This is a genomic window from Streptomyces sp. WMMC500, from assembly GCF_027497195.1.
Classification (GTDB): domain Bacteria; phylum Actinomycetota; class Actinomycetes; order Streptomycetales; family Streptomycetaceae; genus Streptomyces.
In genome coordinates, this window is the sequence record NZ_CP114905.1 from 4,385,780 (window position 1) to 4,409,193 (window position 23,414).

At 73.3% G+C, this 23,414-nt stretch carries 22 protein-coding genes; 16 read left to right on the forward strand and 6 right to left on the reverse strand.

Features of this window, described 5'->3' with window-relative positions:
* The first annotated feature begins 142 nt into the window (after positions 1–142).
* The 4 genes from O7599_RS18775 (at position 143) to O7599_RS18790 (ending at position 4,706) form a co-directional block, all read left to right on the forward strand.
* Positions 143–2,668: a discoidin domain-containing protein gene (locus tag O7599_RS18775; RefSeq protein ID WP_281616755.1), complete on the forward strand. Its 2,526-nt coding sequence runs from the start codon at positions 143–145 to the stop codon at positions 2,666–2,668.
* 127 nt (positions 2,669–2,795) lie between these two features.
* Positions 2,796–3,407 (forward strand): hypothetical protein, encoded by a 612-nt coding sequence (locus O7599_RS18780; protein ID WP_281616756.1) that lies wholly within the window; start codon positions 2,796–2,798, stop codon positions 3,405–3,407.
* A 285-nt stretch (positions 3,408–3,692) separates the two neighbouring features.
* Positions 3,693–4,208, forward strand: coding sequence for a hypothetical protein (locus O7599_RS18785; protein ID WP_281616757.1), 516 nt, complete (start codon positions 3,693–3,695; stop codon positions 4,206–4,208).
* Between the two features lie 54 nt (positions 4,209–4,262).
* Positions 4,263–4,706, forward strand: coding sequence for a GNAT family N-acetyltransferase (locus O7599_RS18790; protein WP_281616758.1), 444 nt, complete (start codon positions 4,263–4,265; stop codon positions 4,704–4,706).
* Positions 4,707–4,727: 21 nt separating this feature from the next.
* Here the strand turns inward: O7599_RS18790 and O7599_RS18795 are convergent, their stop codons facing one another.
* Positions 4,728–5,453: a hypothetical protein gene (locus O7599_RS18795; protein WP_281616759.1), complete on the reverse strand. Its 726-nt coding sequence runs from the start codon at positions 5,451–5,453 to the stop codon at positions 4,728–4,730.
* Between the two features lie 106 nt (positions 5,454–5,559).
* Between O7599_RS18795 and O7599_RS18800 the strand changes: the two genes are divergently transcribed.
* The 6 genes from O7599_RS18800 (at position 5,560) to O7599_RS18825 (ending at position 13,113) form a co-directional block, all read left to right on the forward strand.
* Positions 5,560–6,663, forward strand: a complete 1,104-nt coding sequence (locus O7599_RS18800) for a hypothetical protein (protein WP_281616760.1) — start codon at positions 5,560–5,562, stop codon at positions 6,661–6,663.
* 389 nt (positions 6,664–7,052) lie between these two features.
* Positions 7,053–8,642 carry an ABC transporter substrate-binding protein gene (locus O7599_RS18805; protein ID WP_281616761.1) on the forward strand — a complete coding sequence of 530 codons (1,590 nt, stop codon included), beginning with the start codon at positions 7,053–7,055 and terminating at the stop codon, positions 8,640–8,642.
* The gene (locus O7599_RS18810; RefSeq protein ID WP_281616762.1) at positions 8,639–9,583 is read left to right on the forward strand and encodes an ABC transporter permease; all 945 of its coding nucleotides are present in this window, start codon (positions 8,639–8,641) and stop codon (positions 9,581–9,583) included. Before O7599_RS18805 ends, O7599_RS18810 begins: the two co-directional genes overlap by 4 nt.
* Position 9,584: 1 nt before the next feature.
* Positions 9,585–10,478, forward strand: a complete 894-nt coding sequence (locus O7599_RS18815; RefSeq protein WP_281616763.1) for an ABC transporter permease — start codon at positions 9,585–9,587, stop codon at positions 10,476–10,478.
* A 56-nt stretch (positions 10,479–10,534) separates the two neighbouring features.
* Entirely contained in the window at positions 10,535–11,368 is an 834-nt protein-coding gene (locus tag O7599_RS18820; protein WP_281616764.1) for a creatininase family protein, read from the forward strand.
* Positions 11,365–13,113, forward strand: coding sequence for an ABC transporter ATP-binding protein (locus O7599_RS18825; RefSeq protein ID WP_281616765.1), 1,749 nt, complete (start codon positions 11,365–11,367; stop codon positions 13,111–13,113). The genes O7599_RS18820 and O7599_RS18825 overlap by 4 nt, the downstream gene beginning before the upstream one ends.
* A 56-nt stretch (positions 13,114–13,169) precedes the next feature.
* Here the strand turns inward: O7599_RS18825 and O7599_RS18830 are convergent, their stop codons facing one another.
* Positions 13,170–13,871 (reverse strand): GntR family transcriptional regulator, encoded by a 702-nt coding sequence (locus O7599_RS18830; RefSeq protein WP_281616766.1) that lies wholly within the window; start codon positions 13,869–13,871, stop codon positions 13,170–13,172.
* 37 nt (positions 13,872–13,908) lie between these two features.
* Between O7599_RS18830 and O7599_RS18835 the strand changes: the two genes are divergently transcribed.
* Positions 13,909–14,664: an aldolase/citrate lyase family protein gene (locus O7599_RS18835; protein ID WP_281616767.1), complete on the forward strand. Its 756-nt coding sequence runs from the start codon at positions 13,909–13,911 to the stop codon at positions 14,662–14,664.
* Positions 14,665–14,826: 162 nt separating this feature from the next.
* The gene (locus tag O7599_RS18840; RefSeq protein WP_281616768.1) at positions 14,827–15,621 is read left to right on the forward strand and encodes a carbon-nitrogen hydrolase family protein; all 795 of its coding nucleotides are present in this window, start codon (positions 14,827–14,829) and stop codon (positions 15,619–15,621) included.
* A 108-nt stretch (positions 15,622–15,729) separates the two neighbouring features.
* Here the strand turns inward: O7599_RS18840 and O7599_RS18845 are convergent, their stop codons facing one another.
* Entirely contained in the window at positions 15,730–17,115 is a 1,386-nt protein-coding gene (locus O7599_RS18845) for a helix-turn-helix domain-containing protein (protein ID WP_281616769.1), read from the reverse strand.
* Between the two features lie 191 nt (positions 17,116–17,306).
* On the opposite strand from O7599_RS18845, the gene O7599_RS18850 reads away from it, so the two are divergent.
* The 4 genes from O7599_RS18850 (at position 17,307) to O7599_RS18865 (ending at position 21,604) form a co-directional block, all read left to right on the forward strand.
* Positions 17,307–18,317, forward strand: coding sequence for a Gfo/Idh/MocA family oxidoreductase (locus O7599_RS18850; RefSeq protein ID WP_281616770.1), 1,011 nt, complete (start codon positions 17,307–17,309; stop codon positions 18,315–18,317).
* Positions 18,314–19,576, forward strand: coding sequence for an aminotransferase class V-fold PLP-dependent enzyme (locus O7599_RS18855; RefSeq protein ID WP_281616771.1), 1,263 nt, complete (start codon positions 18,314–18,316; stop codon positions 19,574–19,576). Before O7599_RS18850 ends, O7599_RS18855 begins: the two co-directional genes overlap by 4 nt.
* A complete protein-coding gene (locus O7599_RS18860) occupies positions 19,573–20,034 on the forward strand; it encodes an NUDIX domain-containing protein (RefSeq protein ID WP_348652551.1) in 462 nt (153 codons plus the stop codon). Before O7599_RS18855 ends, O7599_RS18860 begins: the two co-directional genes overlap by 4 nt.
* A 370-nt stretch (positions 20,035–20,404) precedes the next feature.
* The gene (locus O7599_RS18865; RefSeq protein WP_281616772.1) at positions 20,405–21,604 is read left to right on the forward strand and encodes an acyl-CoA dehydrogenase family protein; all 1,200 of its coding nucleotides are present in this window, start codon (positions 20,405–20,407) and stop codon (positions 21,602–21,604) included.
* A 177-nt stretch (positions 21,605–21,781) separates the two neighbouring features.
* On the opposite strand, the gene O7599_RS18870 is transcribed toward O7599_RS18865, so the two are convergent.
* From O7599_RS18870 to O7599_RS18880, 3 genes are read right to left on the reverse strand one after another with little or no spacing between them, the layout of a single operon-like run.
* Positions 21,782–22,393, reverse strand: a complete 612-nt coding sequence (locus O7599_RS18870; protein ID WP_281616773.1) for a GAF domain-containing protein — start codon at positions 22,391–22,393, stop codon at positions 21,782–21,784.
* Positions 22,390–23,067: an ATP/GTP-binding protein gene (locus O7599_RS18875; protein WP_281616774.1), complete on the reverse strand. Its 678-nt coding sequence runs from the start codon at positions 23,065–23,067 to the stop codon at positions 22,390–22,392. Before O7599_RS18875 ends, O7599_RS18870 begins: the two co-directional genes overlap by 4 nt.
* Positions 23,045–23,413 carry a DUF742 domain-containing protein gene (locus O7599_RS18880; RefSeq protein WP_281616775.1) on the reverse strand — a complete coding sequence of 123 codons (369 nt, stop codon included), beginning with the start codon at positions 23,411–23,413 and terminating at the stop codon, positions 23,045–23,047. The genes O7599_RS18875 and O7599_RS18880 overlap by 23 nt, the downstream gene beginning before the upstream one ends.
* Position 23,414: the final 1 nt, after the last annotated feature.

Consider the following 23,414-nt stretch of genomic DNA (forward strand, 5'->3'; position numbering starts at 1 on the left):
GCGGGCGCCGTGCCCTACCCGGAGCACGCCCCGTGACGAGGCGGGCGGCGCTCGTGCCCCCGCCCCGGCGCGATCTATTCCGCCGAGGCAGCAAGCGGTTACAGTCGGGGCCCCGGACCGCGGCGACGGGAGGCTTCCCGGTATGGCGACCCCGATTCCCTTCCCTCGCAGGCGGTTTCTCCTCGCCGGCGGCGCTACCGCCACCGCCGCCGGGCTCGCCCTTGCCGCGCCCGGTATCGGCGTCGCCGCCTCCGCCGCGAGTCCCGAGGCGGTGCTCTATCACCGGCTGCTCCTGCGTCACACCCGCTGGGTCGAGACGCGGTGGGATGCCGCCGCGGGGCGGTATCCCCTTGCCGACTTCGGCTTCGTGAGTGTGCTGGGCAATGCCGTGCTGCTCACTCACGGTACGTACGACGCGGACCTCGCGGGTGTGGACCGGGAGACGCTCGCCGATCACACCGTCCGCACCATCCGGCACTTCGCCGCCACGAACTTCTGGGCCACCGACGCGAGCTGGGGTGGCGGCGGGTACGAGTGGGGCGGGCGGGTGTTCTGGGACGGGACGTTCGAGTCGTACTTCGTCGCCGCCGCCCGGCTGCTCTGGGCCGAACTCGACGCCGCCACCCGCGCGCACGTCGACGCCATCGCCGTCCGCGGCGCGCAGTACGTCGCGGGCCTGGGTGACGGGGAGGATCCGCGCAGCGGAGGGTGGTCGTCGAACGGGCTCGCGGGCGGTTACCGCGGGGACTCGAAGATCGAGGAGATGGGCGCGAAGTCGATGCCACTGGCGACCGGGCTCGCGTACCACCGGGGGCACCCGGACGCCGCCGGCTGGCGCGAGTGGCTGACGCGGTGGCTGTCGAACATGACCGGCCTGCCCTCCGCGGACCGCGACAACGACACACAGATCGACGGCCGTCCGGTGTTTGAATGGAACACCGCGCAGAACATGTACGAGGGTCACGTCGTGGAGAACCACGGCACCTACGCGCCCATGTACCAGCAGTCGACCGGCGCGTACCCCGGGCGCAACGCCCTGCACTTCCTCATCGCCGGCGCCCCGCTGCCCGACGTGCTCTCCCTCCAGCCGAACGCCGACGGCCTCTGGCGCACGATGACCCACCTCGGTACCGCCGCCGGGCTGTCCTCGCATCCCATGGTGGCCGACCGCTACCACCTCTACGGCCGCGACGTACTCCCCCTGACCTGGCGCCGGATGGGCCAGGCCGACCCGTACGTCGCCCGCTCCGAGCGGATGCTCGCCGCGCATCTGGAGCCGTATCTCGCGTACCCGCCGGAGAACCGGCTGACGAAGTTCAGCGGCGAGCCGAAGTACGAGCCGGAGGCGCGCGCGGAGCTGGCGACCGCCTATCTGCTGCACGTCTGGCGCGACCGGCTGCACGGCGACGTACGGCCGGTGAGCGAGACCCGCTACTGGGCGAGCGTGGCCGGGGCGACGGATTACGGCGCCGAAGTGGGCCTGGTCGGGCACCAGTCGGCGCGGGCGCTGGCGCTGGCGGTCAGCAAGGCGGGCCACGTGAAGTTCGCGTTCCTGCCCGAGCACGACGACTGGCTCTTCGACGTCTCGGGCGCGGCGCCCGCGTTCCTGCCGGGCACCGGGCTTGCCGTCACCGGCCGGCGGGTCGCCCGCTACACGCGCGCCGCCGACGGCTTCGACGGCTCGGCCACCGTGCTGCGCTTCGCCGCAGGCAGCGCCGGCTACGCGACGCTGCCCACCGGGGCGGTCGTGTACGCCACGTCGGGGCTGGCCGCCGACGAGGGGCGGCTGCGGCTGCACGCGCTGGCCATGCCGGGCGTACGCGGCCTCGACGGCGACCGTACGTTCCACGGCCCCGGCGGCAGCGTCACCCTGGCCCCGGACGGGGGCGACGGCGGCGTGGACGAGGTGCGCTTCCCGGCCGTCACGGCGCGGCACGTACGGATCCTCGGCGCCCGGCCCGCGACGCAGTACGGCTACTCCCTCTGGCACGTCGAGGCGTACGCCCCCGGAACCGGCCCCGATCCCGGCCCCGGCGCCGACCTGGCCCGCGGCCGTCCCGTCACCGCCTCGTCGGCCGACCCCGCGTACCCGCCGCGGCACGCCACGGACGGCGACCCCGCCACCCGCTGGGCGGTCGCCCGGGCGGAGCGCCCGCGGGCGGACAGTTGGCTGGCGGTGGACCTGGGCGCGGAACACCGGGTGGACCGCGTACGGCTGGGGTGGGAGGCGGCGTACGGCGCGGAGTACCGCGTGCAGGTGTCCGCGGACGGCGCCGCCTGGCGCGACGCGGCGGCGGTGCCCGCGGCGCACGACTTCGCGGGGAACTGGCTGAACGTCGACGACCGCGCCGGCTTCGTCGTACGCGGCGCGGGCCACCCGATCCGCGTGACGGCCACCTCCGCCACGCTCTCCGCCGGCCCGCCCGCGCCGCTGGTCGCCGAGGGCTACCCGGCCCAGCGCGCCACCCGCACCCGCGCCCTGGCCGCCACCCCGCCTCCGACCACCGACACCCCGGGCGTCACCGCCGCCCTCGCGGACGGCTACCTCGCGGTCTTCAACCTCACGAACACCGCGGTACGGACAACAGTCCGCACCTCCACCCGCACGGTCACCGTCGACCTCCCCGCCGCCTCCGCCACGATCCTGCCGCCGGAGCCCGGCACGTAGCGCGCGTACGCGGATCTCGGCCGCGGGCCGGGTACGTGACGCCCGCTACAGCGGGGCCTGCGGTGGTGGGCGAGACTCGTCCCGGGCCGGAGCCAGGGGGGCGCGGGCCGGGATGGGGAGGGGCGGAATGGGGATGCCCGGGGTGCGCAGGGGTGGGGTTGCCGTGGTCGCGGTGTGTCTGGGCGCGGTCGTCGCGGCGGGTTGCGGTGAGGAGAGCGGTTCGCGATCCGGTGCGGGTACGCCTTCCGGGGGCGGGTCGCCGTCCACCGCGGAGGAGTACGCCGACGCCGCGCGGGCCGAGCACGACCGGGCGTGGCCGGACGTCGCGGAGAAGTGCCGCGACGTACGGGCGGAGCCCTCGGCCGAGACGAGCGCGGGCGACCACCCGGAGCCCGAGAATCCCAAGTACGCCGAGAACAACGCGTACAAGCAGACCACCGACGTCGCGCCCGACGAGCTGTGCCGCGGCGAGGCGCACGCCGCGCGCATCGCCGCCGCACTCGACGACGCCGCACTCGCCGATCCCGGGGACGAGCGGGCCGTCCGGCTCGTGCTCAGGGACCTCGGCTACGCCGAGGACAGGGTCAGCACGCAGGTCGCAGCGTCCGCCGTCGGGTGGGACGTGATGGTCGCGGGCGCGGGGCCGTGCATCAGCGGCAGCACCGACTTCCCCGACGACATCGACGTACACGGCGTGTACATGGAAGGCGGCTGCACCGAGCCCGCGGGCGGCCACTGACACTTGGCCCCCGCACCCCCGGCGGCCGGAAGACGACGCCTGCCGGTGCGTGACTTGCGGCGGTAGGCCAGAATCGTCCCGGGCTGAGAAGAGGGGGCGGTTGTGGTGATACGGGTTGCCGGGGTGCGGCGGGGGGTTCTGGCCGCGGTGGCGGTCTGTCTGGGCCTGGTCGTCGTGGCGGGGTGCGGTGAGGAGGACGGCTCCGGTACGGGGGCGGGTCCAGCGGCCGGTACGGCGACCGACGCGGTGTCAGGCGACGGATCCGCCCCGGGGTCCGTTGAGCCCGTGCCCGACGGGAGCGCGTCCCCCTCCACCGCCGAGGAGTACGCCCGCGCCGCCCGCACGGAGCACGACCGCGCCTGGCCCGGCATCGCCGAGAAGTGCCGCGGCCTGCCGACCGAGGCCACGCCCGAACCGAGCAAGACCCCGGCCGACGACATCGGTCCACCCCCCGAGAACCCGAAGTGGGCCGAGAACCACGCCTTCAAGCAGACCTTCCCCGTCTCCCCCGACGAGCAGTGCCGCGGCGACGTCCACGCGGCGCGGATCGGGGCCGGCCTCAAGGCCGCCGCGCCCGCCGACCTCAAGGACGCGCGGCGCACCCGGCACGTACTGGAGGACCTCGGCTACGACGGATCCGTCTACGCGAAGCCGGCCGGTCCGGGCGCCGTCGCCTGGGACGTGACCGTGACCGGGACCGGCCCCTGCGTCAGCGGCAACACCGCCTACGGGGCCGGCGAGATCGAGGTGCACGGCCGGTACATGGAAGGCGGCTGCACCGAGCCCGTCGGCGGGCACTGACCCGTCGGGTCCCGGCAGTTGACGCGCGGGGCATCCGCGGGGTTGGGTGCCGGTGTGTCCGATCTACGCTTCACGCAGCCGGTCGACGACGACGCGCTCCGGGACTGGCGCGACGTCCACAACGTGACCATCCCCACGCATCAGTTGTCCCTCGACGACGTACGGGACCGTGCCGGGCGTCACCACCTGGAGGTCGCCTACCTCGACGGCGTCCTCGTCGGCTGCAGCACCGTGCGCCCGCCCGAGAAGGGCTCGCGCGTCTCCACCGTCATCGCCCGCGTCCTCGCCGACCACCGCCGCAAGGGCATCGGCGAGGAGTTGTACGTGCGCGGGCTGTACAAGGCGTGGGAGCTGGGCGCGGAGCAGATCGAAACCGTCGTTCTGTCGTCGAACGAGAGCGGGCTGCTCTTCGCGCAGAAGCACGGCTTCGTCGAGACCGAGCGCTACGTGCTGCCCGGCGAGACCGTCCCCTGGGTCGACATGAAGCTGGCCCGCTGAGCCCCGTGCAGGTCGGGCGGGCTACCCGTTCGTAGGGGCCGGTCCCTCCGCTCGCCGCCGGGAGGCCGGGGGTGTGCCGATGCCGGCCGCCGCGCACCACAGCACCGAGAGCGTCCACACCCCTGTGCCCGCGGCGGCGATGCCGCCCGCGCCGACCGTGAAGCCGTGGTCCCGGTCCAGTTCCTCCGCCGTGTCCGCACCCCAGGGGCCCCAGGCGGCCGAGGGGTCGTACACCACCGCGACGCGGTCGCCCGCCGCCAGGTCGCCGGTGTCGGTGGTCACCTCCGCGGGCCCGCCGTCGGGGCAGGCCAGCTCGTGGTCGTAGCGGGTGGCCGTGGCGTCCACGTTCTCGGCGAACGTGAGCCTCGTGTCCAGCCGTTCCTCGACGGCGCGCACCGTGCAGGTGGTCTCAGTCCCCTGCCAGCGCAGCATCAGGTCGCCCGCGGACGCGAGGACGCAGAAGTACGCGAACATCAGCGCGACGAACCCCCACCCCAGAGCGGCGTCGTGGCCGCCTTCCGCCGCGCCCGTCGCTTCCCAGAGCAGTACGGTGACGCCCGCCAGGATCAGGGCGGTGAGAACGAAGGGCAGCAGCAGGAGCAGGAAGAGAACCTTCCCGAGAAAGAGGTAGACCCAGACGACGGCGCACGCGTGGGCGAAGCACACGAGAGGCCAGAGCAGGAGGCCGGCGAGCGTCGCCCCGCGCGTCACCCGCCCCCGCCCGCCGCCCCGTTCCGGCTCGGCCACCGAGCCCCCTTCCACCCGCAGGACGTGACGTGCCCGCACCACTGAACCTACCCACGCCCGCCCGGTAGGGGTCCCGATGTCAGTGGTGGCGGGCAGACTTGGCCGCATGCGCACGGTGTACAGCGGTGAACTGAACGTCAGCTACATGCAGTTCTACGTGGACAGCCGGCGGGAGTTCGAGGAGGAGCCGTGGGACTCCCGCGCCGGGCAGCGCAACGGGCTGTGCGGAGCCGCCGTGCCCGGGTTCCTGTTCTGCACCACCGGGCTGCACACCGGCCCCGTCGGGCTGACCGTCGAGGTGCACGAGGAGGCGCCGCCCGTCGCGGAGGAGTGGGAGGAGGTCGTCGAGGTCTCCTTCCGGCCCTCCTCGCCGCGGACGTCGGTGGTCCCGTGGGGGGACGGGGAGCTGTGCGCCGCGGAGCTGGCGGAGACCGACCACCGGGTGCGGTACTGCGCGCGGGGGATGGACATCGAGCCGGACGCGGAGTCGGCCGTCCTGGGCGGCGGGCCGCCCGTCGACCACTACCTGCTGCAGTTCTGGCCCGCCCCACCCGCCCCGGAGCGGATCGTCCGCGAGACCTCCCGGAAGGCGGCGTACTGGCACGGCGTCGCCCGCCGTCTCCCCCCGCCGCCCACCGCCGAGGAGCTGGCCGAGGCCGCGCGCCGCGAGCGGGAGGCGCGGGAGCGCGAGCGCGCGGAGGCCCGCGAGCGGGCGGAGCGGCGGCGCTGGGGCGGGCGGATACCGAGCGAGCGGGTGCTGGCCGCCGGGGGCAACGTGACGATGCTGGTCCGGCTGGACCGCGACCTGATCGACGTGGTCGACGCGGCCGGGCCGGCGGCGCAGCGGGACCTGGCCCGCTGGGCGGCGCGTCGGGCCCTGACCGCGGCCGGGCTGGACCGGGTCGGGTGGATAGCCGCCGGGCTGGACGCCGTGGACCGGGGGGAGGAGCTGCCGGTGCCGTTCGATGACATGACGCGCGCCTTCGACCGGCTCTTCGCCGACCCGAGCGTCCCGCAGACCCTCGTGGACTCCACGGACGGCCGCCACGACAACGTGCTGCAACAGGCCATGGCCCTGCCCGCGCTCTTCGGCGCCGCCGAGCCGAACCCGCTCAGGGCCGCCCTGGACGCGCTCTCGCACGCCGCCGTGACCTGGGGCACCGCGTACCCGGACCTGTTCGCCGAGGCCCGCGCCCGGCTCGCGGCCTGACGGCCCGTACGCCTGAGCGCGAACCCCGCCGGCCGTTCCGGCCCGCGGGCCCCCGCTCCCGCGCAGATCGCGCGGCCCGACGACCCGCACGTCTGCCGGGGCGCCGGCCGCCCGCCGCCCGCCGCCTCCCCGGCGCCGCGCCCGCCCGCCCGCCGCGGGCCGCCCGCGCCCTCTCGGTCCCTGGTCAAGTCCACCCCGGCCCGCGCCCACCCCGCAGCCCTCGCACCCGGGTCTCGCCCTCCTCACCGCGCTGACCACTGCTTCCGTCGCGTAAACAAGCTCTGCACACCCGTTGACCCCCATGTGGACCCCGTGTATACATGCCACATCCACGGTGGATCCACCGCCGGTACGGCTCGTCCCCTGGCCCCGATGTGTGGAGATGTTCAATGGCACCAATCAGCAGGCGGCACCTCCTCGCCGCCGGCGGTGGCGCGCTGGGCAGCGCGGCGCTGGCCGCGTGCGGCAGCCCGGTCAACCTGCCGTCGTCCATGGAGGAAGTGACCCCCCGGCCCGGCCGGCCCAGCCGGGGCGGGGTGCTGCACTTCGGGCTCTCCACGGATCCGGCCAACCTCGACCCGCACGTCACCACCGGCGCCGCGTCGGACCTGCTGCGGCAGCTCACGTACAACGCGCTGCTCCAGTACGACGGCGACGGCGAGATCATCGGCGACCTCGCCGCCGAGTTCGGCTGGGCCGACGACACGACGTACGAGGTCAAGCTGCGCCCCGGGGTCCGCTTCCACGACGGCTCGCGGCTGACCACGAAGGACGTCGCGTTCTCCTTCCGCCGCATGATGGACGAGAAGACCGCGGCGACCACCGGACCGCTCCTCGACCTGGTCGAGGAGGTCGAGGCCGCCGACGCCACCCGGGTCGTCTTCCACCTCAAGCAGGCGGACTCCACGATCCCCTTCGTGCTCGCCAACCCCACCGCGAACATCGTCTCCCAGCGCTGGATCGAGTCGGGCGCCGACCCCAAGACGCAGGTCATGGGCACGGGCCCGTTCCGGTTCGTGGAGCGCATCCCCGGGGTGAGCACCACCTACGAGCGCTTCGACGAGTACTTCGAGCCCGAGCTGCCGTACCTCAGCGCCATGGTCTTCCAGCCGATGAGCGACGACTACGCCCGCGTCACGGCCCTGCGCACCGCCACCGTCGACATGATCGACTACGTCCCCGCCACCCACGTCGACGTCATCAGCGAGAACCCCCGGCTGCGCTTCGCCTCGGACCGCAGCTTCGGCTTCGGCTTCGTCGGCTTCGTCACCAGCAAGCCGCCGTTCGACGACGTCCGCGTCCGCAAGGCCGTCGCGCTGGCGATCAACCGGCCGTCCGTGCTGGAGACCGCGCTCCTCGACCACGGCGAGCCCATCGACGGGGCGCTGATGCCGAGTGCCTTCGCCCGCTACTCCGGCTCCCTCGACAACACCATGGACTACGACCCCGAGCAGGCCCGCTTTCTTCTGAAGAAGGCCGGCCAGGAGGGGCTGACGCTGCCGGTCGTCACCACCAGCACGTACTCGGTCATCGCCCGCCCCGCCCAGGCGATGCTGCCGGGCATCCGCGCGGCCGGGGTGGACGTGCGGCTGACCCAGCAGGAGTGGCTGACCTTCCGGGCCAGCGTCGAGGCCAGGTCGTACCCCGTGCACTCCTGGGGCACCGCGCCGAAGTTCGGCGACCCGGCGTCCCTCAGCGACTTCCTCGGCAGCACCGGCACGTTCACCGCGAACACCGACTTCAAGGACGAGCGCATCGACCAACTGCTCGCCGAGGGCCGCCGCACCCGCGACCGGGCGCTGCGCGACGAGATCTACCGGGACGTCGAGCAGCGGGCCCTGGAGCTGGTGCCGATGACCTGGACCGTACGCCGCCAGCAGGGCGAGGCGCACTACGACTACGTCAAGGGCTACCGGCACCCGCCCAAGGGCTCGTGGACCGGTGTGACGCTCCGCCGCATATGGATGGACAAGCCATGAGAAGGTTCCTCCTCACCAGATTCGCGCAGGCGGTGCTCCAGCTCTTCGCCGTCGGCAGCATCGTGTTCCTCCTCGTCCGCCTCATCCCCGGCGACCCGGCGCGCGCCGCGCTCGGCGAGGGCGCCACCGCGGAGCAGGTGGCGCAGACCCGCGAGACGATGCACCTGAACGACTCCTTCGTCAGCCAGTTCTTCGGCTTCTGGGGCCGGCTCTTCCAGGGCGACCTCGGCACCTCGCTGATGAGCAGCCGGCCGGTGATGCAGGACCTGCCGGACCGGCTGGGCAACTCGCTGGAGCTGGTGCTCGTCTCGCTGATCATCGCGGTGACGCTGGGCGTGCTGCTCGGCCGGGTCGCGGCCACCCGCGCCGACAAGCCCGCCGACCACGCGCTCGTCGCCGGCTCGATCTTCGGGATCTCGCTGCCGGTGTTCGTCGTCGGCACGCTGCTGCTGATGGTCTTCGCGTTCCTCGTGCCGATCCTGCCGCCGCAGCGGTTCACCACCCCCTGGCAGGATCCGGTGGCCCACCTGCAGATCCTCATCCTCCCGGTGGTCACGCTCACCGCCGCCTCGTGCGCGGTCATCACGCGCATGACGCGCGCGGCGATGCTGGAGACCCTCTCCGCGGACTACGTGCGCACCGCCCGCTCCAAGGGCCTCGCCGAGCAGCGGGTGATCAAGGACCACGCGCTGCGCACCGCGCTGCTGCCGGTGGCGTCCGCGACGACGGTGGAGCTGACCACGCTGATCGGCAGCACCGTGCTGGTGGAGACGATCTTCGGCTGGCCCGGGGTGAGTTCGCTGCTGATGAGCGCGGTCGGGCAGCGGGACTACCCCGTCATCCAGGCCGTCGTCCTCGCCGTCGCGGCCGTCGTCATCCTCGTCAACCTCGTCGGCGACCTGGTCGTACGAGCCCTCGACCCGCGGGCGGAGGAAGCCTGACATGCCGACCGTCGAACTCGACACCGCCCCCGCGCCGCCCACCGCCGCCGCCCCGCCGCGCCGCGGCGGCAAGCACCTGCTGCGCGGGCTGGCGAGCAACCGCCGTACGTCCGTCGCCGGCGGCTTCCTGCTGCTCGTCGGCGCCGCCGCGCTGCTCGCCCCGCTGATCGCGCCGCACGACTACCGCGACATCGCCGGCACCCCGCTCACCCAGGAGGGCGTGCTCGGCGTCGACGACTACGGGCGTGACGTGCTCTCCCGGCTCCTCATCGGGCTGCGTACGTCGCTGGCCGTCGCGCTGTCCGCGGTCCTCATCGCCGGGGCCATCGGCACCACGCTGGGCCTGATCGCCGGCTACGGCGGACGCTGGGCGTCGAGCGTCATCATGCGCGGCATCGACATCCTGCTCAGCTTCCCGCCCATCGTGCTGGCCATCGCCGTGGTCGCCGCGATGGGACCAGAACTGGTCAACGTCGTCATGGTCATCGGCGTGCTGTACATCCCGCGGTTCACCCGGATCGTCTACAGCCAGGTGCTCGCGATCCGCAGCGTGGAGTACGTCGAGGCCGCCGAGATCATGGGCACCGGGCGCAGCACCATCCTGCTGCGCACGATCCTGCCGAACGTCGCCGCACCGGTGATCGTGCAGCTCAGCCTCTCGGTGAGCTTCGCGATCCAGATGGAGGCGGGCCTGAGCTTCCTCGGCCTCGGCGCCCAGCCGCCGCTGCCGTCGCTCGGCACGATGGTCGGCGCGGGCCGCGACTTCCTGGAGGTCCAGCCCACGCTGCTGGTCTACCCGTCGGTGCTGATCATCCTGATCGTGCTGGCCCTGAACGTCTTCGGCGACGGCCTGCGCGACCTGCTCGACCCGCGCCGCAGCGGCACCGACTCGTGAACTCCCTCCGTACGCACGACAGCACCACCGCACAGCAGCGAAAGGAACCGAACCCCATGGCCGTCTCCCTGCCCGACACCCACCGTCTCGGCGAGCTGTCCTGGACGCAGGTCAAGCACCTGGCGGAGCAGGACCCGGTCGTCCTGCTGCCCATCGGCGCCATCGAGCAGCACGGGCCGCACCTGCCGGTGCACGAGGACTCGATCGTCGCCGAGTGGGTCGCCGACCGGCTCGCCCGCGAGCACGGCCACTGGGTCGCGCCCGCCCTCAACTACGGCCACTCCGGCGTCTTCCGCGGCTTCGCCGGGAACCTCTCCCTCAGCCAGGAGACGCTGCGCAACGTCACGTACGAGATCATCGAGGCGCTCGTCGCCTCCGGCTTCCGCCGCATCGTCATCGTCGACAACAACGGCGGCAACGTCGGCCCGGTGACCGGCGCCGCCCTCGACGCCCGGCGCGACTTCGGCGTCCTCGTCGGCCACCTCTACCCCTGGCAGCTCGGCTACGCCCTGATGCGCGACGTGTACGAGGACCCGGCCACCGCCTACGGACACGGCGCCGAGCCGGAGCACTCGGCGATGCTGGCGATGTTCCCCGAGCAGGTGCAGAGCGAACTGGCCGAGCCCGGCGCGCTCGCCTCGCCGGCCGGATGGACGCCGACCAGCTACACCGAGGCCGCCATCCCCGGCCAGCCCGTACCCGGCACGGTGCTCTGGGACTTCTCCGAGATCAGCGCCACCGGCTGCACCGGCGACGTGAGCCTGGGCAGCGCCGAGACCGGCAAGGTGTGGATCGAGCGCGTCCTCGGCTTCTGCGCCGCGTACCTGGCGGAGTACGACCGCAACACCCGTACGGGCGCGCCCGCCGGGACCGCGGCGGTGCCGAAGTGAGCGGCGCGGTGCAGGAAGAGGAAGGGACGGCCGCCGCGCCCGAGCCCGTGCTGTGCGTCGAGCGGCTGTCGGTGGACTTCCGCGTCGCGGGCGAGTGGACCCCCGCCGTACGGGACGTCAGCTTCACCGTCGGCCGCGGCGAGGTCGTCGCGCTGGTCGGCGAGTCCGGCTCCGGCAAGTCGGTCAGCTCGATGTCCGTCCTCGGCCTGGTCGCCGGCAGCGCCCGGCACCGCGGCAGCATCCGCTTCCACGACACCGAGCTGCTCGGCCTCGGCCACGAGGCGCTGCGCGGCGTCCGCGGCAAGCGGATCGCGATGATCTTCCAGGAGCCGATGACGGCGCTCAACCCCGTCTACACCATCGGCAAGCAGATCGCCGAGGCCATCCGCTGCCACGAGAAGGTCACCGCGCCCGCCGCCCGCGCCCGCGCGATCGAGTTGCTGACGAAGGTCGGCATCCCGGAGCCGGAACGCCGCGTCGACAGCTACCCGCACCAGCTCTCCGGCGGCCAGCGGCAGCGCGCGATGATCGCCATGGCGATCTCCGGCAACCCCGAGGTGATCATCGCCGACGAGCCGACCACCGCGCTCGACGTCACCGTGCAGGCCGAGATCCTGGAACTGCTGCGCGGCCTGCGCCGGGACCTCGGCTCCGCGGTCCTCATCATCACCCACGACATGGGCGTGGTCGCCGACATCGCCGACCGCGTGGTGGTGATGAAGGAGGGCGAGGTCGTCGAGGAGGCGCCCGCCGGGCGGCTGTTCGCGGCGCCGGAGCACGAGTACACCCGCCGGCTGCTGGCCGCCGTGCCCAAGCCGCCTCCCCCGCCGGCTACGCCCTCACTGGCGGGGGTGCCCCCACTCCCGGGCGACGCGGAGCCCGCCGCGGTGACCGCGCCTGCGGAGGCGAAGGACACGACGCTGCGGATAAGGGACCTGGAGGTCGAGTACCCGGGGCGGCTGGGCCGCAAGGGGTTCAAGGCCGTGCACGGCGTGAGCCTGACGATCGGCAAGGGCGAAGTCCTCGGCCTCGTCGGCGAGTCCGGCTCCGGGAAGTCCACCATCGGCCGGGCCGTCGTCGGGCTCTCCCGGGCCACCGGCGGGTCCGTCGAGGTCTGCGGCACCGACGTCACCCGCCTGTCGGGGCGGCGGCTGCGGGCCTTCCGGCCCACGTACTCGATGGTCTTCCAGGACCCCGGCGCCTCGCTCAACCCCCGCTGGTCGATCGGCGATTCCATCGCCGCGCCGCTGCTGGTCAACCGCGTCACTGGCCGTGCCGCGGGCCGTGCTGCCGCGCACGCCCGGGTGGCCGAGCTGCTGGAGCAGGTCGAGCTGCCCGCGCACTGGGCGAGCCGGTTCCCGCACGAGCTGTCCGGCGGGCAGCGCCAGCGCGTCGGCATCGCCCGCGCGCTGGCGCTGGAGCCGGAGCTGCTCATCGCCGACGAGCCGACGTCCGCGCTCGACGTCTCCGTCCAGGCCACCGTGCTGCGGCTGTTCCGCGAGCTGCAGGACCGGCTGGGCTTCGCGTGCCTGTTCATCAGCCACGACCTCGGCGTCGTCGAACTCCTCGCGCACGAGGTCGCGGTGCTGCAGAACGGCCGTCTTGTGGAGCACGGACCGGCGCGCGAGGTGCTGACCAACCCGCGTACGGAGTACACCAGACGGCTCGTCGCCGCGGCGCCCGTGCCGGACCCGGCGCAGCAGGCGGAGCGCCGCCGGCTGTGGCGCGAGATGGCGGCGGCGTGAGGGGCGAGCCCGACCGTGGCCGGTCACCGCAGGTGCGCGCACCCGGCCGTGGCCGGTCAGTCCAGGTGCGCGACCACCGTCTGGTCGGGGTTCAGGTGGGCGCGGATCGTCCGGGCCGCGGTCTCGAACTCGTGCCCGCCGAGGGAGTCGAGGAGCGCCTTGTGCTCGCGCATGATGAGCGGCAGCCGCTCGGGGCGGATCGTTATCGCCGAGACGCCGATGCGCTGGTGGCGCGGCCGGAGGCTGCGGAACAGGTCGGTCAGCACGGTGTTGCCGGTGGCCTGGACGAAGCCGAAGTGGAACTGGAAGTCCAGCTTCCCGTGTTCGGCGATGGCCTCCCGGTCGCCGGTGCGGCAGCGCGCCAGCAGCTCCGCGTCCCCCATCAGTTCGAGGAGCTCGGCCTGCCGGGCGGGGATCTCCAGCCGCTTGTCGCACAGCGTGCGGAAGCCGTGGATCTCCAGCACCTGGCGCATCTCGTACGTCTCGATCATCTCGGCCACGGTGACGCGGCGGACCTGCGCGCCGCGCCGCGGCAGCAGGTCGAGATACCCCTCGGCGGCCAGCCGGTGCAGCGCCTCGCGCACCGGCGTCCGCGACACCCCCGCAGCCTCGGAAAGGACCTTCTCCTCCAGGAACGAGCCCTCCGGGTACCGCCCCAGCAGGACGGCCTCCCGGACCCACTCGTACGCCCGCGCCCGCGCCGTCACCGCACGGCCGCTCTCGTCGACTGACACGCTCCCCGCCCTCTGTCGTTCCATGTGTATACGCAGTGTATACCTACTCCCGAGGAGGCTCATGCCCCCGCGCACGACCGACCGCCGCCGCGCATACGCCGCCTGGCTGTCGGACCCGAACGTCGCCGCCGCCGAGATCGTGGCGGCCACCGGATACGGCGCCGTGGTGCTCGACATCGAGCACGGCGCCTTCGGCCTCGCCGACCTGGAGCGCTTCATCCCGTTCCTGCGCCGGCTCGACCTCGACGTCCTGGCCAAGGTCCTCGGCCCGGAACGCGGCCCGATCCAGCAGGCGCTGGACTTCGGCGCCACGGCCGTCGTCGTCCCGCACGTGGAGAGCGCGGCGCACGCCGCCGAGGTCTGCGCGTACGGCAAGTTCCCGCCGCTGGGCGACCGCAGCTTCGCCGGCGGCCGCACGGCCGGGTACGGCGGGTTCGACGACGACTGGATCGCCCGCCAGGACCGCGAGACCCGGGTCTACCCGATGATCGAGGACGCCGGGGCGTTCGAGGAGATCGAGAAGATCCTCGACCTGCCGGTGGTCGACGGCGTGTTCGTCGGCCCCAGCGACCTGTCGATGCGCCGCGCGCGCGGCGCGTACACCAGGAGCGAGGCGGACTTCGCGGACCTCGCCGCCATCGCGGACGCGGCCCGGGCGGCCGGCAAGCCGTGGGTGCTGCCGGCCTGGTCCGCGGCGGAGAAGGCGTTCGCGCTCGCGCACGGCGCCGACCAACTGGTGCTGACCATGCAGCACGGCGCGCTGCTGGCGGGCTTCAGCGCCGCGGTCGCCGAGACCGACGCCCTGGCCGCCGGATAGCCGGGGGCTGCGCCCCCGGACCCCCTGCGCCGGCTCCGCCGGGGCCGGGTAACGAAAGATTCCGAGGGCTACGCCCCCAGACCCCGGGGCCGCGCCCCCGACCCCTCCGATCCGGGGGCTGGGCCTCCAGCCCCCCAGGACACGAAAGGCACGACACCTCCCATGCTCGCCACCGTCGCCCAGTTCGCCGCCACCACCGACAAGGCCGCCAACCTCAAGGCCGCCGCCGACCTCGTCGCCACCGCCGCCGCGCGCGGCTCCGACCTCGTCGTCCTCCCCGAGAACAGCATGTACACCAACCCCGACCCGCTGGCCGACGTCTCCGGCGACGCCGAGGCGGTCGACGGCCCGTTCGCCACGGCGATCGCCGCGCTGGCCAAGGAGTACGGCATCGCGGTCGTCGCCGGGATGACGGAGGCCGCGGCGGACGGCTCCGGCAAGCCCAGCAACACCGTCCTCGCCGTGGACCGCGCCGGCGAGCAGTTCGGCGTCTACCGCAAGGTCCACCTCTACGACGCCTTCGGCTACCGCGAGTCCGACCGCATCCAGGCACAGCCCGCCAAGGCCCTGACCTTCACCCTCGACGGCCTCACCGTCGGCGTCATGACCTGCTACGACCTCCGCTTCCCGGAGATGGCCCGGTTCCTGGTCGACGCCGGCGCCGAGGCCGTCGTCGTGCCCGCCGCGTGGGTCGCCGGGCCGGTCAAGGAGGACCACTGGACCACACTGCTGCGGGCCCGCGCGATCGAGAACACCGTGTACGTCCTCGGCTGCGGCCAGACGGGCCCCGTGTCGTGCGGGCAGAGCGCCATCGTCGACCCCATGGGCCAGATCGCCGCGTCCGCCGGCGAGACGCCGGGGGTGGCGTCGGCGGTCCTGGAGTCCGCGCGGGTCGCGGAGGTACGCGCGAAGAACCCGAGCCTCGCCAACCGCCGCTTCTCGGTGACCTTCGACTGACACCGCCTGGGCGGAGGTCTGAGCCGTGCACCGGGCAGCGGTTGTAGTCGGTGAAGAGGCACCCGGCTACCCGGTGCACGCAGGACGCGGGATCCGCTGACCGCCCGTTCAGCCGAGGGCGCCGACTCGGGCTGCGAAGTTCCGGATCCCGGGCAGGTGGCGGTCGTGGCGCATCAGGCTGGCGGCGATGGTGCGTACGGAGCCGAGGCGCACTTCCTGGGGCGCTGCCTTCTCGGCGGCCAGCAGCGCGTTGTAGCAGCGGTCGTGCTTGCCCCATTGGTCGAATGCGCGGGCGACATCGACGTAGTAGCGGGCTTGGCGTTCGGGGGTCGGCAGCGCGGCCGGGCGGATTCTTCGGGCGTGCTCGATGGCGGTGCCGGCGTCGCCCAGTAGGTAGCTGATGGAGATCTGGTGGAGGATCACCTGGCTGGGGCCGAACACCGCGCCGCCGGTGACCGCGTCGTGCCCGAGCTGGTCGGCGGTGGTGGCAGCTTCGGCGATCAGGTCGCGGGCCAGGCACCGGTCGCCTTGTTTGCCCGCGGTGTAGGCGGCGGTGGCGTACAAGTTGCCCTTCGCCGACAGCACGGCGGCGTCGCTGCTGCCGCCGGCGAGCTGCTGGGCGGCGGTGACAGCGACGTCCGTGGCGCGGGTGTAGTGCTGGGCGCGGCGCCAGACGGAGGAGACCATGCGGTGGGCCTCGGCGGTGGTCAGCGCGTCCGCGCCGCCGCGGCACGCAGTGAGCGCGCGGTCGGCGGTGGCTGCGGCCATCTCGTCCTCGCCGAGCTTGATGCACAGCCGGGTAGCGATGTTGTACAGCTCGGCGACCGCGGTCGCGCCGCCCTCCGGGGGCCCGGCGTCGGTGAGGGCCTGGGCGAGGGCAAAGTGGCCGGGCAGCGCGCGGGCGAGGCGGTCGTAGCGGCAGGCGGCGAAGTCGCGCCGGGCGGCGTCGACGGCTGCGGCAACCGCGGCCGGAGTCGGCTCCGGGGCGGCCAGGGGCGGGGTGTTTCGGTAGAGGAGGACGTCCTCCAGGCCGGACAGGCTCGGCCGTGGTGCTGCGGTGGCAGCGGTGGGGGTGAGGATCACGCTGGTGGTGGCCCCGGCTACGCGGGCCAGGAGTTTGCGGCGTCGCACCGGGTCCTCATCCTCCTCGCCGATCGGCTCACGGCCCAGGCTATCGACGCCGGGTGGGGCGGCGGGGCCGTACGGAGCTGCCGTCGCCGCATCGTGTCGCGGTGCCAGCCCGAGCAGAGGTGGCGGAATGCCGAGGAGGCCGGCGATGCGCGTGAGGAGTTCGATGTCGCGCATCGGCTGCTGTCCGCGTTCCATCCGCGACAGCGAAGCTGCGGTGTAGCCGACGGCCTGGCCCAGGTCGGCGAGGGTGACGTCGGCGGCGCGGCGGGCCAGGCGCACGATCGCGCCAGCGTCGCGGCGGGTGAGAGCGTCGCGCATGGCGGGCGTGTGCCACAGCGAATGTGAGCTGTCCAGGGCGTTCATGGACCACCTCCTGCCGAACTGCATTGTCGCCCGCAACCGACGGGCGAAAGCAGTCTGTTGCAAGCCGTTTACACCCGGTGCAAACCGCGTGCGCGGATCGCAGACGGCTCTGTCGGAGCCCTCCGGGTTGCGCTGCTCTGGGCTGTGCGGGCGGCTCGCCCGCTGACCCGGAACGGCGAGGGAGGCCGTGCATGCTGAGCGAATCGACCCTGCGCAGAGCCGCGGTGGTGGGGCTGGGCTCCCAGGCCCGAGAGGACCACCTCCCGGGCCTGGGAGCCTGCCAGTTCGCCGAGCTCGCGTCGGTCTGCGACACCGACGAGGCGACCACCGGAGGCCAGGCCGTCGCCTGGCGCGTTCCCGGCTACACCGACCTCGAGCAGATGCTCGCGGAGGTGCGGCCCGACTTTGTCATCGCCGCGGTGCCGCACCACGCCGGACGGCAGGTGATCGAGACCTGCGCCGCGGCCGGGGTGCACGTGATGAAGGAGAAGCCCTTCGCCACCACGCCCGCCGAGGCTGCTGATCTGGCGGCGGCCTGCACGAAGGCCGGCATCGAGTTGATGGTCACCGTCCAGCGCCGCTTCCACCCCGTCTACACCGCCGCGCTGCAACTGCTGGAACAGATCGGCACCCCGTACCTGGTCGAGGGTCGCTACACCTTCTGCTGCCCCGACCCGTCCGCCGGTTGGCGCGGGCAGCGCACGCTCGCCGGCGGCGGGGCGCTGATGGACATGGGCTACCACCTGATCGACCTGCTGATCTGGTACCTCGGACTGCCGGACCGGATCCTGGCCGATGTCTCCGCGACCGCGGCCCCGCACGCGGACTACGACGCCGAGGACACCGCGCTCGTGCACCTGTCCTACGACGCGGGCCTGTTCGGGTCGCTGCTGATCTCCCGCTCCAGCGGCCCGAAGAGCGAGGAACTGGCCATCACCGGCACCCGCGGCAAGGTGATCGTCGAGCGGGGCCGCGTGCGCCGGCTGGACCCGGCCGGCCAGCAGATCGAGTCCCTCACCCGCCAGCCCGCCTGGCCGGCCGCTGCAGCCGCACAGATCGACTGCTTCTGCAGGGTCCTGGACGGCACCCGCACCAACCCGTCCGGACCCGAGACCCACCGGGCGCACGCCGCGTTCCTGGCCGCCGCCTACCGCTCCGCCACGACCGCCCGCCCCAGCGACCCCAAGGAGTACATGCCGTGACCGACTCGCCCGCTGCCTCGCTCGCCCTCCTCGGAGGGCAGCCGGAAATCACCACGCCCGCACCGCACTTCTCGTGGCCGCCGATCGACAGTCGGGACATCGAGGCCGTCACCGGGCAGTTGACGGAGGCCGTGTCCATCCCCGACCGCTCCGGAATCGTCGCCGACCTGGAGGTCGCCCTGGCTGCATGGCTCGGCGTCCGGCACGTGGTCACCACGAGCACCGGCACCGCGGCGCTGCACTCGATGTACGCCGCCGCCGGTATCGGCCCCGGCGACGAAGTGCTCGTGCCTGCGCTGACCTTCCACGCCACGGCGACCCCGCTGCTGCACCTCGGTGCCCGCCCCGTCCTCGTCGACGTCAACGCCGACGGGCAGCTCGGCCTCGCCACGGCCGCCAGCCTCGTCTCACCCCGGACGAAGGCCCTGGTCGCCGTGCACCTGTGGGGCCTGCCCGAGAACGCCGACGCTCTGGCCGCGTTCGCCGGCGAGCACGGCGTGATGCTGCTGGAGGACGGCTCCCACGCCCACGGCGCCTCCTGGAACGGCCGGCTCGTCGGCACCTACGGGCGGGCGGCGGCCTTCAGCCTCAACGGCCCGAAACCCTTAGCCGCTGGCGAGGGCGGCTTCGTCGCCACCGACGACACCGAGCTGTACTACCGGCTGCTGCTGCACGGCCAGTACAACAAGCGCTGCCGCACCGAGATCCCCGCCGGCCACCGGCTGGCGAAGTACGCGACCACCGGCCAAGGGCTCAAGCTGCGCATCCACCCGCTGGCCGCCGCCCTTGCGCGCGCTCAACTCCACCGCCTGGAGGGCTACCTCACCGGCCGGGCGGCCTGCGCCGAGCGTCTGTGCGCTGCCCTGGAGGACGTGCCCGGGCTGCGCGTCCCCCGCCTCGGCCCGGCGGCACGGGCCTCCTGGTATGCGCTGCCGCTGCGGTACGAATCGGCTGCACTCGGCGGCCTGCCCCTGGCCCGATTCCTGGCCGCGGTCCACGCAGAGGGAGCCACCGAAGTCGACCACCCCGGCTCCACCCGCCCCCTCGGTGACCACCCCCTCTTCCACGCCCCGAGGGAGCTGATCCCCCACTACCCTGTCGGGCAGGACACCGCCCTCGGGGGCTGCCGCGGCGCCGCGTCCGTCCATGCCAGCACGCTCAAGCTGCCGGTCTGGCACCGCCCCGAGGACTCCGCGCTCGCCGACGCCTACACCGCGGCCCTGGCCAAAGTCGCCCGCCACCACAAGGAACTGCTGTGATCGCACCTGTACCCGTCGACGCTGCCCTGCTCCAGGCACTCACCGCCGGCGCCGACGCCGACGGCATCACCAAGCACGTCGTCGGCGCCGTCCTGGCGGACCCCACCGGCCGGGTCCTGCTCCTGCACCGGCCGGAGGACGAGTACCTCGGAGGGCTGTGGGAACTGCCCTCCGGCGGCGTCGAACCCGGTGAGACCCTCACCGCCGCCCTGGACCGGGAAGTGGCTGAGGAGACGGGTCTGACCATCACCGGCATCAGCAGCTACCTGGGCCATTTCGACTACCTGTCGGGCAGCGGGCGAAGGACCAGGCAGTTCAACTTCGCCGCCACGGTGGCCGGCTCCGAGGTACGGCTCACCGAACACGACTTCCACGAATGGGCCGGCACCACCGGGCAGCACAAGACTTCCGAAGCCGTCCAGACAGTCCTGGCCGCCTGGCACCAGCTCGCGGCCTGACCCGGGGCCCGGGAAGCAGTTGCCTCCACGCCCGGCGCACAGCCTGCTCAGAAGGCGGGTCCCTTGGTGGTCATCGGGTGGCAGGCGGACCAACGAAACCGGCCGGTCGCTGCCGGCCGGCCGGGGGCCGTTCCGGGGGCGTTCGGGTGCGGTGGGGCGGCGAACAAAGGGGCCGTAGCGTGCATTCGGGGCGGGTGCGGAGCGCGACCAGGTGTGCACGGGGAGCTGAACGACCCGGAAGCGAGCGTTTCGGGGTGCTGCGGCGAAGGCGATAAATCATCACCGTGGGTGGAGGCCCCACCCGGCCTCTGTCACCACAGGCCCACGCCGACCTGCTCACCCCACCTGCACGCGAGAAGGCGAGACTCAGATGGACGGTTACTTCCTCACGGAGCGTCATATACGGCTCAGGGAGGAGGTCCGCGCCTACGCGGAGCGCGAGGTCCGCCCCCGTGTGGCGGGAATGGAGGAGTCGCGCAGCGTGCAGTTCGAGCTGTCCCGCGACATCGCCAGGCAGGGCTGGCTCGGCGTCACCGTCGAGGCCGAGTACGGCGGGATGGACCGGGGGCACCTCGCCAAAACGATCGTGATCGAGGAGCTTTCGCGCGTGAGCGCCGCCATGGGCGCGATGGTGCAGGCGTCGCAGCTCGGCGTCGCGAAGATCGTGCACTTCGGCAGCTCCGTGCAGAAGAAGACGTGGCTGCCGCTGATCTCCGCCGGCGTCTGCATGCCGACCATAGCCGTCACGGAACCCACCTCCGGCAGCCACGTGCTGGGGATGTCGGCGACCGCGGAGCGCGTCGGCGACGAGTACGTCGTCAACGGCCGCAAGGTGTTCGTCGGCAACAGCCACGTCGGCGACCTGCACGGCATCGTGGTACGCACCGGGCCCGGCTCCAAGGGCCTGTCGGCGCTGCTCGTGGAGGCCGACCGGCCGGGGTGCATGCTCGGTCCGCACCGGCCCTCCATGGGGCTGCACGGCTTCAGCTTCGGCGAGGTGATCTTCGACAACTGCCGGGTGCCGGTGTCGAACCTGCTGGGGCAGGAGGGCGACGGGCTCTCTGTCGCGTACTCCTCCAGCGTCCTGTACGGCAGGCCCAATCTCACCGCCGTCGCCCTCGGCATCCACCGCGCGCTGGTGGAGGAGACCACCGCCTTCGCCGCGCGGCAGATCCGCTACGGCCGCCCGCTGGCGGAGCTGGCCACGGTCAAGCAGAAGCTGGGCGAGATGCAGTCGCGGCTGATGACCGCCCGGCTTGCGGCGTACCACGCGACGCACCTGCTGGACCGCGGGCTGCCGTGCGACGCCGAGCTGCAGAACGCCAAGCTGGTCAACGTCGAGTCCTCGCTCGACTCGGCCCGTACGGCGATGGAGGTGCACGGCGCCTGCGGGCTCTACCCCGAGATGGCCGTGGAGCGGTATCTGCGCGACGCGTACCACGTGTTACCGCCGGCGGGCACGTCCGACGTGCAGCGGCTGCGGCTGGCGGAGGTGGCGCTCGGCGCGGACCACGAGCCGTGGTCCGCGCGCCTCGCGCCGCACGCGCTGGCGTCCCGCCAGGTGGTGTGAGGCGCGCCCTCGTCTCCGGTGCGGTGCCGGCCGGCGGTGGCGGCACCGCCGACCAGCCGGCCAGCCGGACTGCCGGCCGGCGGCCCGGCGCCCGATGCACCGGGAGGCGGGGCACGGAGCGGCGCGGGAGCGTTGGCCCGGGGCGCGTGGCTCCCGGACCGCCCCCGCGCGGGGCCTTCAGCTCGCCGTCCGGCTGCGCTCCTCCAGGATCTCCATCAGCGAACGGGCCTGGGTCTTGATGAACTCCAGCCCCTGCTGCGCCTGCCGCCCCCACGGGCGCGGCTCGGTGTCCACCACGCACACCGTGCCCAGCGTCACGTCCGTCACCGGGTCGATGAGCGGCGCGCCCATGTAGGTGCGGATGCCGATCTGGTCCACCACCGGGTTGCCCGCGAAGCGGGGGTACGCGCACACGTCGGGCAGCACCAGCGCGGTGCGCCGGCCGACGACGTGCGGGCAGTACCCGTGGTCGCGGTCCATGATCCGGCTGACCCCCGGCTTGCCGGGCTGCTCGGCGAGGCTGGGGTCGGCCCAGTCGGCGGGCGGCGCGTACAGGCCGGTGAAGTACTGGTGGTCGGTGATGAGGTTGACCATCGCGTACGGGGTTCCGCCCAGTTGGGCCAGTGCGGCGGCACCCTCGGCGAGGCGGGCGGCGAAGGCGTCGAACTCCGGGTCCGGGTTGTCGCCCAGGCCGAGTTCGTGCAGCCGCTGCTTGCGCCGCTCCAGCTCCTGGTCCTGCTCCCCGTCGGTCATCAGATGGCGGGCGGTGTGGTAGTCGAAGGTCGTCATGCGGGGCTCCTCGGTGGGGAGGTGGGCACGGGCTGTGCGGACTCGGACGCGGACACCGCCCCGGCCTCGGGCTCCGGTGCCGCCGGGGCCCCGGCCCTGGCCGCCACGGACCGGGCGTGCGCGTGCTCGACCAGCTTGATCAGGAGCTGGCGCGCCGAGTTGGTGGCGCGGGCGTCGCAGCACATCACCGGGGTGTCGCTGCGCAGATGGAGCGCGGCCTTCACCTCTTCCGGGGTGTAGTGGTAGGCGTCGTCGAACTCGTTGACGCCGACCACGAAGGGCAGGCCGCGCCGCTCGAAGTACTCGACGGCCGCGAAGCAGTCCGCGAGCCGCCGGGTGTCGGCGAGGACGACGGCGCCGATGGCGCCGCTCGCGAGGTGGTCCCACATGAACCAGAACCGCTTCTGGCCCGGCGTGCCGAACAGCAGCAGCATCATGCGGTGCGCGCTGAGCGTGATGCGGCCGAAGTCCATCGCGACCGTGGTCGCGTCCTTCTCCGGCACGCCGTCCAGGCTGTCGTGGTCGACGCTCGCGGCGGTCAGGGTCTCCTCGGTCGTCAGCGGCGGGATCTCGCTCACCGCACCGACCAGCGTGGTCTTGCCGACCCCGAACCCGCCGGCTATCACGATCTTCAGCGGGACGAAGGAGTCGTCAGAGGTTGCGTAGTCCGACAAGGACCTTCTCCAGTAGGTAAGGGTCGGTGGGGTCGGGCGGGGCCGCCGGCGCCGTCAGGATGAGCGCGCAGGTGTCGAGCAGGTCGCAGAGGAGGATCTTGGTGACCGCCACCGGCAGCCCGAGCCGGCCGGCCACCTCCGCCACCGAGCGCGGGCCCGCGCGGCACTCCCGCAGCGTCTCGTCGTGCTCCGGCGTCAGCGGCACCCTGGGCAGCGTCCGCGCGGCCATGACCAGGGTCTCCAGGGCCAGCCGGCGGGTCGGCGCGGTCCGCCCGCCGGTCACCGCGTACGGGCGTAACCGCGGAGCGCCGTCCTCCACCCAGGGAGCGTCGTCGTACGACGTCATG

What these genes read in the sequence shown, in the direction of transcription:
- O7599_RS18820 (WP_281616764.1), top strand. Translation starts at nt 10,535, where the DNA reads ATGGCCGTCTCCCTGCCCGACACCCACCGTCTCGGCGAGCTGTCCTGG.
- O7599_RS18850 (WP_281616770.1), top strand. Translation starts at nt 17,307, where the DNA reads ATGCTGAGCGAATCGACCCTGCGCAGAGCCGCGGTGGTGGGGCTGGGC.
- O7599_RS18775 (WP_281616755.1), top strand. Translation starts at nt 143, where the DNA reads ATGGCGACCCCGATTCCCTTCCCTCGCAGGCGGTTTCTCCTCGCCGGC.
- O7599_RS18780 (WP_281616756.1), top strand. Translation starts at nt 2,796, where the DNA reads ATGGGGATGCCCGGGGTGCGCAGGGGTGGGGTTGCCGTGGTCGCGGTG.
- O7599_RS18810 (WP_281616762.1), top strand. Translation starts at nt 8,639, where the DNA reads ATGAGAAGGTTCCTCCTCACCAGATTCGCGCAGGCGGTGCTCCAGCTC.
- O7599_RS18865 (WP_281616772.1), top strand. Translation starts at nt 20,405, where the DNA reads ATGGACGGTTACTTCCTCACGGAGCGTCATATACGGCTCAGGGAGGAG.
- O7599_RS18840 (WP_281616768.1), top strand. Translation starts at nt 14,827, where the DNA reads ATGCTCGCCACCGTCGCCCAGTTCGCCGCCACCACCGACAAGGCCGCC.
- O7599_RS18805 (WP_281616761.1), top strand. Translation starts at nt 7,053, where the DNA reads ATGGCACCAATCAGCAGGCGGCACCTCCTCGCCGCCGGCGGTGGCGCG.
- O7599_RS18800 (WP_281616760.1), top strand. Translation starts at nt 5,560, where the DNA reads ATGCGCACGGTGTACAGCGGTGAACTGAACGTCAGCTACATGCAGTTC.
- O7599_RS18870 (WP_281616773.1), bottom strand. Translation starts at nt 22,393, where the DNA reads ATGACGACCTTCGACTACCACACCGCCCGCCATCTGATGACCGACGGG.
- O7599_RS18845 (WP_281616769.1), bottom strand. Translation starts at nt 17,115, where the DNA reads ATGAACGCCCTGGACAGCTCACATTCGCTGTGGCACACGCCCGCCATG.
- O7599_RS18815 (WP_281616763.1), top strand. Translation starts at nt 9,585, where the DNA reads ATGCCGACCGTCGAACTCGACACCGCCCCCGCGCCGCCCACCGCCGCC.
- O7599_RS18835 (WP_281616767.1), top strand. Translation starts at nt 13,909, where the DNA reads ATGCCCCCGCGCACGACCGACCGCCGCCGCGCATACGCCGCCTGGCTG.
- O7599_RS18880 (WP_281616775.1), bottom strand. Translation starts at nt 23,413, where the DNA reads ATGACGTCGTACGACGACGCTCCCTGGGTGGAGGACGGCGCTCCGCGG.
- O7599_RS18830 (WP_281616766.1), bottom strand. Translation starts at nt 13,871, where the DNA reads ATGGAACGACAGAGGGCGGGGAGCGTGTCAGTCGACGAGAGCGGCCGT.